Here is an 18,263-nt window from a genome sequence, read left to right on the forward strand (position 1 = left end):
ACATCCAGGACTGATCCCATGACAAATCCCCTGCACGACCTTGCAAACTGGCGCCACAAGGCCGGACCGTCTAGCATCCCGTCGGTGTGTTCCGCCAATGCCCTGGTGCTGCGCGCCGCCATGCGTGCCACCGCCCCCACCACCCTGCCCCTGCTGATCGAGGCCACCTGCAACCAGGTGAACCAGGATGGCGGCTACACCGGAATGACCCCGGCGGATTTCCGGACCTTCGTCGAAGGCATCGCGGCCGAAGAAGGCTTCGACACCGGGCGCCTGCTGCTTGGCGGCGATCATCTCGGCCCGAACCCGTGGAAAGCCCTTCCAGCGGACGAGGCGATGGACAAGGCCGACGCGATGATCCGGGCGTTCTCGGCAGCGGGCTTCACCAAGCTGCACCTCGACTGTTCCATGGGTTGCGCGGGCGAGCCCGTGGCGCTTGACGACACGGTCACCGCATCGCGGGCCGCCTGCCTTGCCGCCGCTGCCGAGGACGCCCGGCCTTCGGGCGGCATTGCCCCAGTCTACATCATCGGCACCGAGGTCCCGATCCCCGGCGGCGCCATGGAGGAACTCGACACGCTCGAGCTGACCGATCCCGATGCCGCCCGCACGACGGTGCAGGTTCACCGGGACGCCTTTGCCGCTGCAGGGCAGGACGATGCCTTCTCACGGGTAATCGCGGCAGTCGTGCAGCCGGGCGTGGAGTTCGGCAACCACAACGTCATCGACTACGACAGCGCGGCGGCGCGGGATCTGTCGGCAGCGCTGAAGGACCTGCCGGGCCTCTGCTTCGAGGCGCATTCCACCGACTACCAGCGCCGCGCCGGCCTCGCGGCCCTGGTGCGGGACGGGTTTGCCATCCTCAAGGTCGGCCCCGGCCTGACCTTCATGCTACGCGAGGCGCTCTACGGGCTCGACCAGATCGCCGAGGAACTCTTCCCCGGCCAGCGCAGCCGCACCCTGCGCCAGACCATGGAAGACGTGATGATGGCCGCGCCCGCCAACTGGGATCGCTACTACGAAGGGACCGACGCGGAACGCGCGCTGCAGCGGCATTTCAGCTACTCCGACCGCATCCGCTACTACTGGCCGCAGCCCGACGCCGAAGCCGCCGTGGCCGAGCTATTCACCCTTTTGGGGGACAGGCTCTTGCCCGAAACCCTGATCGGGCAGTACCTAGGAGCGCGCTATGCCGCCGTCCGGGGAGGCACGCTGACGCCGAAGGCCGAGGATCTCGCGCTCGCCGCCGTCGAAGCGCTGATGCAGGATTACCTTTCGGCCTGCGGGGCCTGAGGCTATCAGGTGGCCCGTACGCCGCACAGGAGCAAGACACGCCACATGGTGAAACGAACGGATATCAGGACGATGGAGGATTTCTCGGCCTATGTCGGGCTGTCCCGCCCGACCGTGTCGAAATTCTTCAACGATCCAGCGTCCGTGCGCGACACCACCCGGGCACGGATCGAGACGGCGCTCAAAGAGAGCGGATTCAGCCCGAACATCTTCGCGGTGAACCTCAAGCGGCGGCGCAGCCGGATCATCGGGATCATCATCCCCAATTCGACCGATCCGTTCTACATGGAGCTGACACGGTCAGTCGAAGAGTTGGCGGCGAAGGCGGGCTATCTTGCCTTCATGCTGTCGACCAACGGCCAGCACGCGCTGGAAAGCTCTGCCATAGACAGGCTGCAGTCGATGACGGTGGCAGGGCTGATCGTCGTTCCCACCGGCGCGACCGGGCGCAGCGTGCGGCTTGCGCAGCTCGAGAACGAGATACCGCTGGTCTACGTGGACAGCCCCCCCGATCACCCGGTCGCCTTCGTCGGCACCGACAACATGCAAAGCATGGGGCTGATCGTCGACTACCTCTGCCGGTCGGGCGAGCCCCCCTGCTATCTCGGCATGCCGAACATCAACCGCAACGCGGCGGCCCGTCTCGACGCCTATGTCCGGGCCATGGCGGCGGCGGGTCAGCCCCCGCACATCCTGCCTATCCCGGACAGCGACAGCTGGGAGTTCGAGCGGTTCGGCCATGAGTGCGCCCGTGATCTCCTTGCGGGCGGTCTCCCCACGCGCACGCTGCTGTGTGCCAATGATCGTATCGCGCTAGGCGCGCAGCTTGCCGCCTGGGAGGCCGGGCTGAAGGTCGGGCGCGACGAGGATTGCGACCTGCGCATCGCCGGGCACGACGATCACCCTCAGGCGCGCTTTTCCTGCCCGCCCCTGACCACGGTGGCGCAGAATTACGGCGAGATGGCCCGGGCCATGTCCGAGTTGATCTCGTGCATCGAACACGACGGCAAGACCAAGCCACGCAACATCCTGCTGCGGGCGGAACTGAAACTCAGGGCCTCGGCCTGACCTCTCCGACCCGCCGCCGCAATCCTCGGCGCCGGCATTGAAGGTTCCCGTCGGTGCGGGAATGTTCGCACCAATATTTCCTGCCACACGGAAAACAGAACGACCATGCGACCAATTTCCTTCGAGGCGATCCTGTGGGACGTGGATGGCATCCTTCCTTGCGACAGAGCCCTCGGCAACGTCCCCCCGGTTCGACAGGTTACGGCTTCGGTACCGGGGCGATCCGCATGTCGCGGGCATGGCGCGAGAGCGCGAGGTAGCGGTAGAGACCGTGGACGAACTTGCCGTAGGGCATGGTCAGGAAGAACGTCAGCACCGCGCCCAGGTGCAGGGCGAGAAGGGGGCCCAGCAGGGCCGTTTCGCCGAGGACCCGCAGGGCAAGGCCGCTTGCGCCGACGAGAAGCAGCATCAGGATGAAGCCCACCTCCATGCCGCGGAAGCCCTGGGCGCCCAGTTCCTCCATCCGGCCTTGCTTGGCCCGCAGCAGTCCGATGGGGCCGATCACCAGGCCGAGGCCGCCTGCGATCCCCAGAAGGGCCGGGCCGCTGTGCCAGGCGTAGGGCGCATGCCAGCCGAAGACATAGTGATAGATCGTCGCCAGCGAGGTCGCTGCGAGGCAGAGCAGGAAGCCGTAGAAGGTGAAGTGATGCCACAGCCGCCGACGGTCCGTCGGCTGGTCGTCGTCGTTGAAGCAGCCCATGCCACCACCGTCGAGATAGCGCAGCTGCGCGGCATCGAGGGTCGCCTGGGCGTGATCCGTGACGCCGACCTGTGGCGTGCCGACATCGTGCCAGAAGGCGCGGGCGCCCATGAAGACCGCGATCAGCATCCACAGGAAGGCCGCGCCGAAGAGGGCGATCATCGCATTATGCGGCATCAGGGCATAGAAGCTGGCGTCGTTCAGATGTGAGCCCAGCAGTGCATCGGGCTCGTTTGCCGCCACGAAACCAAGGATGAAAAGCGCGGTAATCAGCGTCATGCCGATGGCCAGGGCCGTACCGTGGCGGGCGAACAGCGGCCTTGCGGCCTTCGGGCAGGCATAGTGGGCGTAGCTTTCGGCGCGGACCTGCGCCAGCGTGCCCGGCACGTTCACCGCAAACTCATGCGGCGGGGCGAACTGGCAATCGTGATAGCAGGCGCCGCAGTTGTGACAGAGATTGGCGAGGTGGTTCAGGTCGCCATCACTGAAGGATCGCTTCAGCTCCATCGCGGGGAACACGGCGCAGAGCCCTTCGCAGTAGCGGCAGGAGTTGCAGACCGTCATCAGACGGTCGGCCTCGGCCAGGGCGGGTGTACTATGCGACATGGGCGGCGGCCCCCTCTCCGGCGAGACGTCCGAAGACGGCTCCGATGGTCATTCCGATGCCGGCGGCATAGCCTTGGCCCAGTACGTTGCCGGCCATGATCTCCCCGGCCGCGTACATGTTCTCGGCGGGGCAGCCATTCTGCATCACCATGCGAGCGCGGTCATCGACGCGCACCCCGAGGTAGGTGAAGGTGATGCCGGGCCGAACGGGGTAGGCGTAGAAGGGCGCGGTCTCGATCCGCTGCGCCCAGTTGCTCTTCTCGGGGGACAGCCCCTCGGTACGGTTGCCGTCAGGCTCCACGTGGTGGAAGGGGCGGCCGCCGACGACCGCCTTGTTGAAGGTATCGACGGTCTCGCAAAGCTGCACCTGGTCGAGCGAGAGCTTGTCCGCAAGCTCGACGATGCTGCTGGCTTCGACCGGCGGGTAACGGCATCTAGTTTCCGCGTAGTGAATTACGCAGGCAGATTGAAATCAGTGGGTCAAGACCCTGTAAACGACTTACTAGGCAGGTATCGAGTTCTTGTGAATGTATCCATCCTTCATGATCAAGAGAAGGTTGGCGTCCGGGTCGGCAATAAGATCAATATCTTCTGTCGGGTCACCATCGACGATCAGAATGTCAGCAAAGGCCCCAACCTCGATGACACCGAGTTTCCCCCTATAGGGTGCACGTTCGCCTGAAAGTGCAAGGAGATCCCCGTTGTCGCCCGTTGCCATTTTTAAAGCCTTGGCAGGTGTATACCAGCGTTTCATTGCCGCAAGCATATTGCCCTGATTAACCGTCGCGGCCGGAGCAAAGAGGATATCCGTTCCCCAACCCACTTTTGCCTTGTGCTTGATGGCCAATTCATAAGCCCGATCAGTGCCGTCCCAGACCATCTGTTGTTTTCGCTGGTTCTCCTTGTCGGAGTATCGGTTCATGTCGGAGGCCTCGGTGAACGGCTGCAAACACCACCAGACGTCATGATCGACAATGAGCTTAACCGAGTCTTCGTCGGCCAATTGACCATGTTCGATACAGCGCGCTCCAGCCTTGACATAGCGGCTAATGCCCGCCGGGGTATAGATATGGGCCGTGATGTATGTGCCCCAATCGGCCGCTGCCCTAACGGCCACGCTGATTTCTTCGGGCAGGAACTGGAGCGTGTCGAGCGGATCATAGAGCGACGACACGCCGCCGCCGCCTGTCAGCTTGATCTGGCTGGCGCCCAGCATGAGTTGCTCACGCACGCGATGCAGAACCTGGTCTGGCCCGTCCGCGATCGCGGCCGCGCCGATCTCTTCGGAATAGGTGATCCGACCCTCGGAGCGCGGAACATCTGAGCGCATACGAAAATCGCCATGACCGCCAGTTTGCGAGATCAGCGCGCCGGCAGGAAAAATTCGGGGGCCAGGAGCAAGCCCTTCATCGATCGCGCGCTTGAGGGCAAAGGAAGGCCCGCCAACATCGCGGACGGTAGTGAAACCCCGCATCAAGGTGCGCTCTGCCTCGGCGCTTGCTGCCAGATAAACATAGCCGATATCGCTCGTCAGCAGACTAATCATGGGCAAGGGGGCGAACATCGCGTGCCAATGCGCGTCGATCAGGCCCGGCATCAACGTGCGCCCGCCGCAGTCAATCACCGTGACGTCCTGCGAAGCGGTCACGTCACCTTCGGCGAGCGCGGTTATCTTTCCGTCATCTACGCGCAGATGAAAGCCGTCGCGAAGTGTCTCTCCCTGTCCGTCAAAAAGACGAAAATTCTTGAATACGGTTGGTGCAGGGGTAGTTTCCAGTGCAGTTTTCGTTTGCGCGGTCGCCAAGCCCGGCAAACCAAGAGCCGCAATCGATGTCGCCATGCTGGCCATAAAACCGCGCCGGGTCAGGTCAGCAGTCATCCGGTCGGTCAATGCAAAAATCTCCGGCCGGCAGCACAGGCAACTGTGCGGGTCGTGAGCATGAACGCCACCATCCATAGATCTAGTCGCCATGATGATTCCCCTCGTTGGTGCCTTGTCGCGGTCAGCCTCTTGATGGGTTAAGATGAATGTTCTTTATATGCAATGTTTTGCAGGCGATGTGGACACAGTATCTTCGGCATAGATTACTCGCAAGTTGAACTTGATACACAAGCTGGAGCACGTAAAAACTGGGTGATCTCCGTATAATTTCGAACATTCCAACAGCGGCAGATAGTGTCCGATCTTGAAACACGGATCGGTAAGCTTGGCGCTTGAGTCAAGGCGCGCGCACAGAACAACGAGGTGGCCCGGCGGTTGATGACAATCCCCGGCGTTGGTCCCATGATCGCAACAGTTTTGGTCGACCTCGCTCAGCCACCCAGCCCGGCTTCAGTCCAATGCGCTCTTCTGTGCGGTCGAGCATATTGCGCATCGCACCCACCTCGGCGGCCTTGTTTGACCGGCTGGCATACACGTCGACGATAATGGGCGAGCGATCCCTGCGGCGCTTGCTGATCATTGGTGCCAGCAGCGTCCTCATCAAGCGGCATGTGATCATCTCGACCAAGCGGGCGCGCAGGAGATCACCTTGTTCTACGGGCGGCTTTCCGGGCTTCATATCACGGCTCAAAATGGTAGAGGTTCTCCGGACACAATACCAAACGTTGCAATTTCATCCCAATGAAACCAATATGTTACGTAGTAAAATCAGATAGATGAACGTTGTTCGCCCGGACGAATTACTTAACAAAGCCTATACCATCCACAATCCACCAGAGCATGCTGAGGGCATCGTTCGCCGAACCAACATCAATGCTGGTACTGCCAGTGAGCGCTTCGACGGAAATCAAGCCATAGGTAGATCGTCATTCCGAAGCGCATGATCATGGCACGGGTACTCGATGGGGGCTACGATCTTTTCTTGTTCGCCCGTGGTGGTAGGATAGCGAAGCTGTATCCAACCAGGAGATGACGTGCAGAACCCGTTTGATCTCGATCGCTCGCTCATTCTGACAACGCTTACCTTCATTGGGATGCTGCTGGCCGTTCTCGCGCTCTGGCCGCTACAAGAGGATGCTGCCGGTCTCGCTTTGGCAGTGGGTCTTGCTCTTGTCTATTTGGCAGGCGGTCTGCCTGCCGGATGGCGGGCAGCGGTCACCTTGTGGGAGGAGCGCATCCTCGACATAGACCTGCTCATGGTCGTTGCCGCTATTGCAGCGGCGGCGGTTGGCGCACCATTCGAGGGAGCGGTGCTGCTGACGCTCTTCAGCATTTCCACCACGCTGGAGGAGCGTGCGATCGGTCGCGCACGCAGGGCGATCGAGGCACTGATGGCGCTGCGCCCGGAAACAGCGCTGCGCAGAAATTCGGATGGGTCGGTGTCGGAGGTCCCCGCCGCGGATCTGAGTGTGGACGACATCGTGGTGCTGCGTCCCGGAGCGCGCGTTCCCGCCGATGCGGTGATCGTTAGCGGTCGCGGCTCTCTCGATGAGGCAAACATCACCGGCGAATCCATGCCGCTCACAAAGGAACCCGGCGCACAAATTTTCGAAGCGACAATGAACATTGACGGTGTGCTGGAAGCGACCGTGACGAGAACGGTCGCGGAAAGCACGGTCGCCCGCATGATAACGCTGGTCACCGAAGCGCAGGCAGCCAAGGCTCCTTCCGAAAAGTTCAGCGCCTGGTTCGGTCAGCGTTACACTGTTGCGGTAATGGCGGGCGCTATCCTTGCTTTCGCGGCCTTCTATTGGCCGGGGCGTGACTGGGAGGAAGCGCTCTACCGATCCGCGACGCTGCTGGTGGCGGCAAGCCCGTGCGCCATTGTCATCTCGGTGCCCTCCGCCATTCTGTCGGCGCTGTCAGCGGCTGCGCGCGGCGGTGTGCTGTTCAAAGGAGGGGGCGCCCTCGAAAGGCTGGCAGCCGTTGATACTTTCGCCTTCGACAAGACCGGCACCCTGACCACCGGCAAGGCGTCCGTCACGCAGGTGGTGGCGCTTGACGGCGACGAGCGGACGTTCATGTCGCTGCTTGCCGGTCTCGAAGCTCAATCAGAGCATCACAGCGCAGCAGCCATCCGGCAGGAAGCCGCCATGCGCGGTGTTGCGCCGGTGGAGGTTGGCGATGTCGCCACGAGGCCGAGCGCAGGCATTGTCAGCAGTGGTGGCGAAGGCTTCTTATGGGCAGGCAACCCGCGTCTTGCGGAGCAGATGGGAGCATCCATCGACCACCCCGCACTTCTGGCACTGGCAGCGGATGCGCAGACAATCATTTATGCTGGTCGTGACTCGCATGTGCTGGGCGCGGTCACCGTGGCCGATACCGCACGCGCAACCTCCAAGCCTGCACTTGCGGCGCTACGCCAAGGCGGGGTCGAGAAGATCGTCATGATGACGGGCGATCGGCTGCCCGTAGCTCTGCGGGTAGGCGAAGCACTAGGGCTGAAGCCCGAGGATATTCACGCCGACATGCTGCCGGAAGACAAGGTTCGGATGGTGGGCGACTTTGCAGCGGAAGGGAAGGTGGCGTTCGTAGGTGACGGCGTTAATGACGCGGCGGCGCTCGCCCGTGCCGATGTGGGGATCGCCATGGGCGCGGCGGGATCGGACGTCGCGCTTCAGGCTGCCGACGTAGCGCTGCTCTCGGAAGACATGGGGCGGCTTGTCGATGCGCGCCGGCTTGCTCGCAGGACGGCGTCGATCATCCGGCAGAACCTGACCTTTGCCATAGGTGCCATGGCGACCCTCGTGATCTGTGGCCTGCTATTCGAGTTGCCGTTGCCGTTGGTAGTCATCGGCCACGAAGGCGGCACTGTGCTGGTGGTACTGAACGGGCTGCGCTTGCTCAGGGACCCTATCCGGGGCAGCGGAACGAAGCAGACATCCACCTACCAAACACCGAACGCTTTGGGCATGGACCAGCCGGTGCAGCGCCAAGCCTATCGCAGGAAGGTGGCACGTCGTGCAGTTTGACATGGAGCATGACTCGGAACGCATTCCAAGAAGATCCTGAACGCGCGGTCGGTTGGGTCGCAGCGGATATGGGAAGCGCCTTTCGGGTTGCGGCGGGCGGGCGACACGCCGACTGACTGCTCTTTCCATGAGAATAACGGGCTTGACAAAGCCAAGGGCGACAATGCCTGATCGCAGAAAGGGAACTGCGCAAAATACTGCTTATTCTAAAAGGCCTTATGAAAACTTCTGGATGAGGAAGCACGGATATGGATTTACCAGTCGATATACTACATTGGTCCTTATCCATATTACCGGTCGTCGTACTTGCTTTCTTGCTGATTCAGCTTCGATGGACTGCGCAACAGGCTGGTGCTTTCGGAATCTTTGTGGCCGCAGCGATCGCGCTTTTTGCCTTCAGGACGCCCCTTGATACCTTGGCCGTCGCCGGCGCCAAAGGAGTATGGGACGCAATATTCATTCTGCTGGTTATCTGGCCCGCACTGCTTCTCTACCAGATCATGGACAAATCAGGCGGATATGAAGCGATGCGTCAAGGCATCACCCGCCTGAGCAAGAATGAATTGTTCATCGTCGTCGCGCTCGGATGGGTCTTTACCTCCTTCCTGCAAGGGATCGACGGCTTCGGTACGCCGATCGCGATCGTTGCTCCCTTATTGGTCGCCTTCGGCCTCAAGCCCATCTATGCCGTGGCGATTCCCATCATCGCGCACATTTGGGCAAAGTTTTACGGAACACTGGGAGCAGGCTGGCTGGCAACGCTTCAGGTAGTGGATATCGATCAGGCAACGACGATGGCCACAGCATATCAAAGCGCAATCCTGATCGCGATCCAGGCCTTTCTGGGTGGTTTCATGGTGGTGTGGATGTACGGGCGCTGGCCCGCCATTCGCCACGGCTGGCCGCTCGTTCTGATTGTCGCCGCCATACAAGGGCTGGGCCAGATCGCTGCCGTGGCGATCGATCCGGCATTGGCGGCGTTCCTGCCAGCAACGGTGGCGTTGTTGGCGCTGTTCCCGCTCGCGCGCTGGAAACGATATGCACTTCCAGCGAACTCCATTGTCGATCGCCCTGCGATGCTGACAAGCCCCGTGGAAGCTATCGAAGAGAAATCGCCTCCGATGGGTACGGCAATGGCTTTTCTGCCCTATATCATGCTGAGCATCATTGCGGTGGGCACGTCGGTAATTGAGCCGTTGCGCCAAGCTCTATCGGCCTTCACGTTCGGCTTTCCGTTCCCCGCCGTATCGACCGGTTTTGGGCTGACCATCCCTGGCACCGAAACCTACTCGGCGCTCCGGCCCTTCTCGCATCCCGGCGCTGGCTTGCTGGTGACCGCGTTTCTGACCTGGATAGTCTTTCAGTCCCGCAGCTACTTCTCGAAATGGGCGCAGATTGCTCAAAAGGGTGCCAAAAGCATGTTGGCAGGTCTTATCGATACAGCTGTTCCCGCTTCGGTGCCGATCATCGCCTTTCTCATTCTGGCCTCGATCATGAAGCATTCCGGGCAGAACGAGGTGCTGGCACTTGGCATCTCGGCGGTGGCTCCCGCTTATGCCTTCGCGTTCCTCTCCAACGGCATCGGTGTCGTCGGCGCGTTCACGACATCAAGCAGCACATCCTCCAACGTGCTGTTCTCCGATCTCCAGATCACTATTGCCCGCCTGAAGGATTTACCTGAAGCAACAATACTCGCGGCACAGAGCGCTGGCGGTACCATCGGCAATGCCATCGCGCCGGCAAATGTTGTCATGGGCGCTAGTACCGCCGGCATCAACGGCAAGGAAGGCGAGATCATGCGCAAGACGTTGCCCTGGACCATCGTCGCATTCCTTCTGACAGGCGTCGCAACGGTCTTCCTTGTGATCATTACCGCATAAGAGGAACTCCATGAAAAGATTGTTTAAGAACCGGGTCGTTTATCTAAGCGTATCGTTCCTGCTTCTGCTCGCCTCTTTTCCTCTTATCAGCATCGGCACGACCAAAGGCCCCACATACCTATGGTGGCTCGGCCTCGTGGCCCTTCTGGTAGGGGCGATGATCCCACCGGCGCAACGTCTGTTTTTCCCCCCGAAAGAGAAATCTGAATAACTCTTACGCATCAAGGAGCGCGTCATGAGCCATTCCAATGGTCCCCGTACCGGTCGTCCGCCTACCTTTGCATCGCGTGGTATGGTGTCCACGCCCCATTATCTGGCGTCCGCCTCGGGTCAGGATGCACTGAGGCGCGGCGGCAGCGCGGTGGATGCCGCAATTGCCGCCAATGCCACCCTGTGCGTGGCCTATCCGCATATGGCTGGCCTGGGTGGCGATGGCTTTTGGCTGATTGCAGGTGCCGGGGCGGACGGTGTTCATGCGCTTGATGCGAGCGGCCCGTCGGCGAAAGCGGCGACACGCGAATACTATCGCGCACGCGGTATTACGGACCATATTCCGATGCGCGGCCCGTTGGCAGCCCTGACCGTACCGGGCGCTGTCGATGGATGGAGGCTCGCGCATGAGCGCTTTGGCAAGCTGTCCTGGGAGAGCCTGTTCGCCGACGCCATCCATTATGCCCGCAATGGCGTCGCTGTTACCCGCTCGCTTGCGGACTGGCTGGCACAGGATGCTGAAATCCTGGCTCAGGACCCTCGCATGACAGCAACCTATTTGCCGCAAGGCGCCCCCCAACGCGAAGGCTCGCTGCTGGTTCAGGCCCAACTGGCAGAAACATTCGCCGCTCTGGCGGCGTCTGGCGCGCGAGAGGGATTCTATGAAAGTCCCGTCGCGGAGCGCATCTGCGAAGCGATCTCGGCAGGCGGTTCACCACTAGCGCAGGATGATTTTGCAAACTATCAAGCCCGTTGGGTCGAGCCGATCTCGACCACCTACCGCGGCTATGACGTTTTCCAGATGCCGCCCAGCACGCAAGGGTTTGCGGCCCTCCAACTCCTCAACCTGCTCGAAGGGTTTGACGTCAAGAGCTGGGGAGAAGGGACGGCCGACTACTACCATCACATCGTCGAGGCGGTGAAGGTCGCCTTTGCCGATCGTGACGAATGGCTGACGGATCCCGCCTTTGTCGACATTCCGCTCGATCAGCTGCTTTCAAAAGACTATGCCGACGAACGGAGGGCATTGATTTCCTGCGAACGTGCATTGGTGCAGCAGGAGCTGGAGCCTGGACTGCGCTACGCGAAAAGCTTCGACAAGCGCAGCCCGGACGGTGATACCATCTATCTGTGTGCAACGGATTCAGATGGCCTTGTCGTTTCGATGATCCAGTCCATCTATCATGATTTCGGCGCGGCCGTGATGGGTGGCGATACCGGAGTTATCCTTCAAAATCGCGGCTCGTTCTTTTCGCTGGACGAGAACCATCCCAACCGTCTGGAGCCCGAAAAACGCATTTTCCATACGATCATTCCCGCAATGCTGATGGAAGGCGGCAAGCCGGTCCTCGCCTATGGTTCGATGGGCGGTGAAGGCCAGCCCCAGACCCAGGCTGCCATGCTGACGCGACTGGTCGATTTCGGTTTTGACGTTCAACAGGCGATTGAAGCGCCCCGCTGGCTTATGGGCAGGACGTGGGGCACGGCATCCAGCGATCTGGTGCTCGAATCACGTATTTCCGATGAAACGGTGCGCGACCTGCGGCTGCGCGGCCAGCCGGTCCAAATGGTGGAGCAGTGGAGCGGCGTTCTGGGCCATGCGCAAGCTATCCGTATCGACCCAGCGACTGGCATGTTCGAAGGAGGTGCCGATCCGCGAGGCGATGGGGCGGCTGCGGGATACTGAACTGCTCCATAGCAACAACGCTTGTAGCGATGCTTCCATAGATATGCACATGACGATGCGTAAGAAGGTCATGAAGTTTGTGAAGTTCGCGGGCTGTCCGGCGAGTTAACAACTGCCCGGAAGCGAGATTGTCGAGCAGGCGTTGGCACCGCGTAAGCGCCGGGCGTCCGCCGACCACGCTTAGCTGTCGGCGGCGGTGTCCAAACCATATCCGGGTCAAACCAAACTGAAAGTGAGCTGCGCTGCTTCAGCGATGCATTACATGAAGGCCAGTTCTTTGTCTGGTACTGCGTCGGGGGCTAACTGCTCATGCCTTCCAACTATCACGCTGGATTTACGAGGTGAATCCCCGGCGGTATTTGTGCAACGAAGTCCCCAGGAGGTCATTCGGCTCGGACTACAGAAGCGACGTCGCCTTCCGTCCGCAACGGCAATGGTGTGCAAGGAGGTCAGCAGCCAGTTTGGCTACCGGTTCCGGATCACGATATATGCCGGTCGGTGAATGTTCTCGTATTCCGGAACTTGATCACGTCCAATTGCGCGCGCAACCGGTAGTGCGATCAGGCTGGCCCTTGATTCATGTCGGCACGTTCGGTGTGCGTCAACGGTTCGGGCGTGATGGCATCCACGATGGCGTCTCGGTCGTGCCGCCCGCGGGCCATCGCCGTCTGCTCGGCCAGAAGCCGCTCGTCTCGGTTATGGATCGTGGCCGTCGTCTCCTCGATTTCCTCGAGCGTATAGCCCAACGCATGGAGCGTCCGGCCGCCAAGCTCCAGAGCCGAGGCCAGCGTCTCGCGCACGATCGTAGCGACGCCTTCATTGGCGAGCCGCACAGCGTGAATGCGGTCATGCGCACGTACCAAGAGCTCGGCACCGGGGAACTCGTGCCGTACGAGGCTTGCCACGGCAAGCGTCGTCACGGGATCGTCAGTCGCGACCACGATTGCGCGCGCCTCACCGGCGCCCGCGGCGTGCAGCACCTCGCGCCGCGTGCCATCGCCGTAGTGGACGCGGGCGCCGAAGCGCTCCGCCTCGCGGATGCGGTTCGCGTCGTGGTCGAGCAGGGTGATGGGTACGCCCCTTGCGATCAGCGGCTGGGCGACCATTTGGCCCACGCGGCCGAAGCCGATCACCAGCACCGAGCCGCCGGCGTCGGCATAGTCCTCGTCCAGGACCTCGCGCGCGGGTGTGCCGACAACCCAACGATAGGCGCGGTCGGACTGCGAGGAAAGCGCCATCGACAGCGTGACAATGGACACCACCACCGAGGCGGTCTCCCCGTCCAGGATCAGGGCGGACGAAGCGGCCGCGAAGAGCACGAAGCCGAACTCGCCGTGCTGGGCCATGGCGAAGGCGATGCGCGTCGCCAGCTCGTTCGGAGATCCGAACAGACGTGAGACGAGATATATAGCGATACCCTTGAGCACGATCAGCACGGGCACGGCGGCGAGGATCACGAGCCAGTTGTCAGCGACCCCGCCGAGGTCCAGCGACAGGCCAACGGCGACGAAGAACAGGCCCAGGAACAGCGCGCGGAACGGCTCGATGTCGGCCTCCACCTCGTGGCGGAAGGCGCTGTCGGCGAGCATCATGCCCGCGATGAAGGCACCCATGGCGTAGGACAGACCCGTCAGGGCCATGACCAGGGAGGCGAAGATGACGACGCCGAGCGCGGCAGCGGTCATCAACTCCGGCGTACGCGTGCGCGCGACCATCCGGAACATCGGGTCGAGGCCGTAGCGCCCGACCGCAATAAGGAACGCGATGGCCGCGAGTCCCAGAGCAACGGCCACCACGTTCTCGACCGTGGTCGTTTCTGCGCCGGTAGGCGCGATCAGCGTCACGAGCAGCAAGAGCGGCACGATGGCCAGATCCTCGAACAGCAGCACCGCGATGGCCGTCTCTCCGAAGGGCGTACGACGCTCGCCGCCCTCGTCGATCTCGCGCATCACCAGCGCCGTCGAGGACAGGGCGAGCCCGAGGCCGACGATCATGGCGGCCCGCCAGTCGAGGCCGAAGGTGTAGGCCGCTCCGCCCAGAACAAGGCCGCAGGCGAGCACCTGCACGAGCCCGCGTCCGAAGATCGTGGTTCGCAACTCCCACAGACGGCGGGGCCGGAACTCCAGCCCGATCACGAACAGGAACAGCACCACGCCGAACTCGGCGAAGTGCAGCAGCTTCTCGGGATGTTCGGCGTAGGACAGGCGAAGCACCGCGCCCGCCGCGACGCCCGCCACGAGGTAACCGATCACCGTACCGAGGCCGAACCGCTTGGAAAGCGGCACGAACAGGCATGCCAGCGCGATCAGCGCCAGCGCTTCGGTGAAGGCGAGCTCGAGAGAGGTGAGGCCGAGCGGCCCCTCCGCCTCCGCCGCGTGGGCGGGCACGACGAGCGTGGTGAGCGACGCGAGAAAGGCGGCGACGCACGAGGCGCGCCGAGCGTGCCTGTGGACGGCAGGCCGGATCACGGGTAGCGCACTCCACCTTCCGCCCGCTGAACCTCGCGCGCCCCGGTGGGCAGGGGGATGAAGTCCGCCTCGTCGCCCGGTACGGTGTCGAAGCGCCCGCGGCGCCATTCTTCCTTTGCCTGTTCGATGCGCTCGGGACGCGACGAAACGAAGTTCCACCAGATCCAGCGCGGCCCGCCCATCGGCGCGCCGCCGAACAGCATGAAGCGGGCACCGGCGGAGCCAGGGTTGCGCACCGTGATCGCGTCGCCCGGCCGCAGCACCAAAAGCTGGCCCGGCTCGAACGTGTCGCCCGCCACCTCGACCGTGCCTTCGATCGTGTAGAGCGCCCGCTCCTCGTAGGTCGGGTCGATGGGCACGGCGGTACCGGGCGCGAGTTGCACGTCGCCGTAGAGCGTCTCGGACGATGTCTGCAGCGGCGAGCTTGCGCCGAAGGCGGACCCGGCTATGAGCCGGGCCCGCACGCCGTCGGCGTCGATGATCGGCAACGCGTCCGCGCCATGGTGCATGAAGGCCGGATCGCCCTCCTCGTCCGCCTCGGGCAAGGCCATCCAGGTCTGGATGCCGAACAGTTTCTGCCCCGTGCGCTTGCGCTCGGTCGTGGTGCGCTCGGAATGGACGATGCCGCGCCCCGCGCGCATCCAGTTCACCGCGCCAGGCTCGATGGCGACGTCCGTGCCCAGGGAGTCGCGGTGATGGATCTGACCTTCGAACAGGTAGGTCAGCGTGGCCAGGTTGATGTGCGGGTGCGGCCGGACATCGATTCCCTGATCGGTCAGGAATTCCGCCGGCCCCATCTGGTCGAAGAAGATGAAGGGACCGACCATCTGGCGTTTGGTCGAGGGCAAGGCGCGGCGCACCGTCATCTCACCCAGATCCACGGCACGCGGCACGATCAGGGTTTCGACGGCATCGACCGAGGTGGCGTTGCCGAGTTGGGGGTCGGGGCAGGGGGACCAGGACATGGGGAACTCCAATGCTTGAGTGTGGTGTGTTTTCGGGCGGAACGTCGGCGACCTATCTTTTGAGGACGTCGTGCCACTCGGGGTGCCTGGCGATCTGCGCCTTGGCGAACGGACATAGCGGTACGATCGTGCGGTTCTCGGAACGGGCATCCTCGACCGCGCGGCGCACGAGCGCGAGACCGACCTGGCGCCCGCGCAATGCATCGGGCACCCCGGTATGATCGATGATGATGCTGGTTGCGCCGGCGCGTGAATAGGTCAGTTCGGCCTCGTGGCCGTCCAGGGTCACGTTATAGCGCCCCTTGGTCTCGCCTTCCTGGCGGTCGATCGCGATCTCGTTCATGCCTCTCCCTCCATGCGGCCGGCCCGCGTTGGTGCCGCGTTCAATTGACCTCGCAGCCATGCCGCCTCCTCGGCCACGATGCCGTGCCCGGCGCCCGGGATAACCAGCGTCTCGACGTCCGCACCCATGTGGCTGAGCACGTCGCCGCTCTCGTTGACGCGGGCGAGCGGGATGTGCGGGTCGCGTTCGTGACAGCCGATCAGGACGGGCACGTCCGCGAGTGATCCGTCGTAGTCGAATGTCTTGGGCCTGCGGCCATAGAGATCGTCGCGCGGCGGGCCGTCGCCCTCGCCGGTGCCTACCAAGCCGCCCGAGAGCGCGGCAACAGCATGGAAGGGTCGCGCGAGCCGGGCCGCCGCTTCCAGCGCCAGACACGCGCCCTGGCTGAACCCGGCCAGCACCACTCGCTCGGGGCCGAAGCCCGCTCGTTCCAGATCATCCAGCATCGCCGCGACGATGGATAATCCGCTCGACAGGCCGGGCTCATTGACGGCGAGCGGCGCGAGGAAGCTGTCGGGCCACCACGAGCGGCCCGCCGCCGCCGGCGCGATGACCATGATGTCGGGCAACGCGAGATGGGCATGCAGGCCCAGCATGTCCTCGGGCGAGCCGCCACGGCCATGGAGCATCACGACGGCAAGCCGCGCGCGAGAGAGCGGGGCGCCGGCCGTTGCCAGCCGCTGCCCCGCATGCGGGGCAGCGCCGCTGGTGCGGGACGGGAGCGTTGCCACCTCCGCGCTCATGCCGAGCTCGGCAGCTTGATGGGCGGCAGGATGCGCTCGAGGCGGTCGCGGGCGGCCTCGTATTGCGGCGGCAGCTTCAGGGCCTCGCCCAGATGCGCCTCGTCCTCGTCCACCGCGAAGCCCGGTGGGTCGGTCGCGATCTCGAACAGCACGCCGCCCGGCGTGCGGAAGTAGATGGCGTCGAAATACTGCCGGTCGATCACGGGGGTCACGTCCATGCCGATCGCCGCGAGGCGCTCGCGCCAAGCGATCTGATCCTCCGGCGAGGGCGCGCGGAAGGCGATGTGGTGTACCGTGCCCGCACCCGGCCGCCCGATGGACGGCGCGTCGGAGGTCATCAGGTCGACCACGCTCGCGCGCCCGCCTTCGCCGGCACGGTAGCGGACGCGGCGCTCGGTGCCGCCGGTGCCGCCGGTAGGCGCTGCTTCCTCTCCCTCGCGCACATAGCCCATTGCCTCCAGCACCCGCGCCGTCGGCTCGACATCGTGCAGCCACAGCGTGACCGAATGGAACCCCTCGTCGCGCGCACCCCCCTCGATCATCTCCACCCGCAACCTGTCGGGATCGCGCAGCGCGATCCCGCGCTCGCCCATTCTCGTGAACGGACCCTCGAAGTCGATTGCATCGGACGCCAATGCCTCCATGCGTGCGTCGAGATCCGGCACGGCGTAGCCGTAGGCGCTCGCCATGCCCGCGCCCGTCCGGCCAGGTCCGGCGTCGACGAAGGGAAAGAAGGTAAGGATCGAGCCGGGCGCGGCGTCCTTGTCGCCGTAGTACAAATGGTAGGTGCCCGGATCGTCGAAGTTCACCGTGCGCTTGACCAGCCGCTGCTTCAGCGTGCCGACATAGAAGTCGAGGTTTGCCTGCGGCGGGCCGCTGATCGCAGTCACATGGTGGAGCCCGGGAATGATAGGGGTCGGATCGTTGTTGGTATCGCTCATGATCGTTCTCCGAATTTGAGCCCGTCGCACTCGCGGGCCTCGCTTCGATGTATTAGATAGGAGTCAAGTTCCCAAACGAAAGTGGTTACCCAATGGAAACTACCCCTGACGATACCCCCTCCGAAAAGTCCTCTCCCGCGGGTTGTCCGTCCGACGCGGTGCTGCGCCTGCTTTGGGGCCAGTGGAAGACGCATGTCATTTACATCCTGGGCGCGCACGGGCCACAGCGCTTCGGTGCCTTGCGGCGCACGATTGCCGGCATCTCGCCCAAGGTGCTGACCCAACGCCTGCGTGAGCTGGAAGCGGACGGTCTTGTGTGGCGCGAGCAAGCCCCAACTATTCCGCCCGAGGTGACTTACGGCCTGACGGAACTCGGACGGCAGATCCACGGCGTCCTGCAAGGGTTCGATGCGATCGCATCGCGCTGATCGCCGGTCTTTCCTGT

Annotated in this window: 14 protein-coding genes and 2 pseudogenes; 7 read left to right on the forward strand and 9 right to left on the reverse strand. The window is 63.1% G+C overall.

Features of this window, described 5'->3' with window-relative positions; translation table 11 throughout:
- Nucleotides 1-18: 18 nt before the first annotated feature.
- The gene (locus FPZ52_RS11545) at nucleotides 19-1,293 is read left to right on the forward strand and encodes a D-tagatose-bisphosphate aldolase, class II, non-catalytic subunit (protein ID WP_146365781.1); all 1,275 of its coding nucleotides are present in this window, start codon (nucleotides 19-21) and stop codon (nucleotides 1,291-1,293) included.
- Nucleotides 1,294-1,365: 72 nt separating this feature from the next.
- Entirely contained in the window at nucleotides 1,366-2,361 is a 996-nt protein-coding gene (locus FPZ52_RS11550) for a LacI family DNA-binding transcriptional regulator (RefSeq protein ID WP_146366109.1), read from the forward strand.
- 199 nt (nucleotides 2,362-2,560) lie between these two features.
- On the opposite strand, the gene tcuB is transcribed toward FPZ52_RS11550, so the two are convergent.
- From tcuB to FPZ52_RS11565, 3 genes and pseudogenes are all read right to left on the reverse strand, one after another.
- Nucleotides 2,561-3,667 (reverse strand): tricarballylate utilization 4Fe-4S protein TcuB, encoded by a 1,107-nt coding sequence (tcuB, locus tag FPZ52_RS11555; RefSeq protein WP_146365782.1) that lies wholly within the window; start codon nucleotides 3,665-3,667, stop codon nucleotides 2,561-2,563.
- Nucleotides 3,657-4,094: pseudogene (locus FPZ52_RS11560) on the reverse strand (FAD-binding protein); the annotation flags it as partial. The pseudogene FPZ52_RS11560 and the gene tcuB, both read right to left, overlap by 11 nt.
- Before the next feature lie 75 nt (nucleotides 4,095-4,169).
- Nucleotides 4,170-5,639, reverse strand: a complete 1,470-nt coding sequence (locus FPZ52_RS11565) for a metal-dependent hydrolase family protein (protein ID WP_146365783.1) — start codon at nucleotides 5,637-5,639, stop codon at nucleotides 4,170-4,172.
- A 1,004-nt stretch (nucleotides 5,640-6,643) separates the two neighbouring features.
- On the opposite strand from FPZ52_RS11565, the gene FPZ52_RS11575 reads away from it, so the two are divergent.
- The 4 genes from FPZ52_RS11575 (at nucleotide 6,644) to ggt (ending at nucleotide 12,358) form a co-directional block, all read left to right on the forward strand.
- Entirely contained in the window at nucleotides 6,644-8,581 is a 1,938-nt protein-coding gene (locus FPZ52_RS11575; RefSeq protein WP_146366111.1) for a heavy metal translocating P-type ATPase, read from the forward strand.
- 248 nt (nucleotides 8,582-8,829) lie between these two features.
- Nucleotides 8,830-10,461 carry an L-lactate permease gene (locus tag FPZ52_RS11580; protein WP_146365784.1) on the forward strand — a complete coding sequence of 544 codons (1,632 nt, stop codon included), beginning with the start codon at nucleotides 8,830-8,832 and terminating at the stop codon, nucleotides 10,459-10,461.
- Between the two features lie 10 nt (nucleotides 10,462-10,471).
- Entirely contained in the window at nucleotides 10,472-10,672 is a 201-nt protein-coding gene (locus FPZ52_RS11585) for a hypothetical protein (RefSeq protein WP_146365785.1), read from the forward strand.
- 24 nt (nucleotides 10,673-10,696) lie between these two features.
- Nucleotides 10,697-12,358 (forward strand): gamma-glutamyltransferase, encoded by a 1,662-nt coding sequence (gene ggt / locus FPZ52_RS11590; protein ID WP_146365786.1) that lies wholly within the window; start codon nucleotides 10,697-10,699, stop codon nucleotides 12,356-12,358.
- A 167-nt stretch (nucleotides 12,359-12,525) separates the two neighbouring features.
- Here the strand turns inward: ggt and FPZ52_RS11595 are convergent.
- The 6 genes and pseudogenes from FPZ52_RS11595 to FPZ52_RS11620 form a co-directional block, all read right to left on the reverse strand.
- A pseudogene (locus FPZ52_RS11595) lies at nucleotides 12,526-12,654 on the reverse strand (IS5/IS1182 family transposase); the annotation flags it as partial.
- 264 nt (nucleotides 12,655-12,918) lie between these two features.
- The gene (locus FPZ52_RS11600) at nucleotides 12,919-14,826 is read right to left on the reverse strand and encodes a monovalent cation:proton antiporter-2 (CPA2) family protein (protein WP_168201332.1); all 1,908 of its coding nucleotides are present in this window, start codon (nucleotides 14,824-14,826) and stop codon (nucleotides 12,919-12,921) included.
- Nucleotides 14,823-15,791: a pirin family protein gene (locus FPZ52_RS11605; RefSeq protein ID WP_146365788.1), complete on the reverse strand. Its 969-nt coding sequence runs from the start codon at nucleotides 15,789-15,791 to the stop codon at nucleotides 14,823-14,825. The genes FPZ52_RS11600 and FPZ52_RS11605 overlap by 4 nt, the downstream gene beginning before the upstream one ends.
- 52 nt (nucleotides 15,792-15,843) lie before the next feature.
- The gene (locus tag FPZ52_RS11610) at nucleotides 15,844-16,134 is read right to left on the reverse strand and encodes a GNAT family N-acetyltransferase (protein ID WP_146365789.1); all 291 of its coding nucleotides are present in this window, start codon (nucleotides 16,132-16,134) and stop codon (nucleotides 15,844-15,846) included.
- Nucleotides 16,131-16,877 (reverse strand): alpha/beta hydrolase, encoded by a 747-nt coding sequence (locus FPZ52_RS11615; protein ID WP_146365790.1) that lies wholly within the window; start codon nucleotides 16,875-16,877, stop codon nucleotides 16,131-16,133. The genes FPZ52_RS11610 and FPZ52_RS11615 overlap by 4 nt, the downstream gene beginning before the upstream one ends.
- On the reverse strand, nucleotides 16,874-17,818 hold the full coding sequence (locus FPZ52_RS11620) for a ring-cleaving dioxygenase (RefSeq protein ID WP_146365791.1): 945 nt from the start codon (nucleotides 17,816-17,818) through the stop codon (nucleotides 16,874-16,876). Before FPZ52_RS11620 ends, FPZ52_RS11615 begins: the two co-directional genes overlap by 4 nt.
- A 92-nt stretch (nucleotides 17,819-17,910) precedes the next feature.
- On the opposite strand from FPZ52_RS11620, the gene FPZ52_RS11625 reads away from it, so the two are divergent.
- Complete coding sequence (locus FPZ52_RS11625; RefSeq protein ID WP_146365792.1) at nucleotides 17,911-18,246, forward strand: winged helix-turn-helix transcriptional regulator; 336 nt, start codon at nucleotides 17,911-17,913, stop codon at nucleotides 18,244-18,246.
- The last annotated feature ends 17 nt before the right edge of the window (nucleotides 18,247-18,263 follow it).

The organism is Qingshengfaniella alkalisoli, from assembly GCF_007855645.1.
GTDB lineage: Bacteria > Pseudomonadota > Alphaproteobacteria > Rhodobacterales > Rhodobacteraceae > Qingshengfaniella > Qingshengfaniella alkalisoli.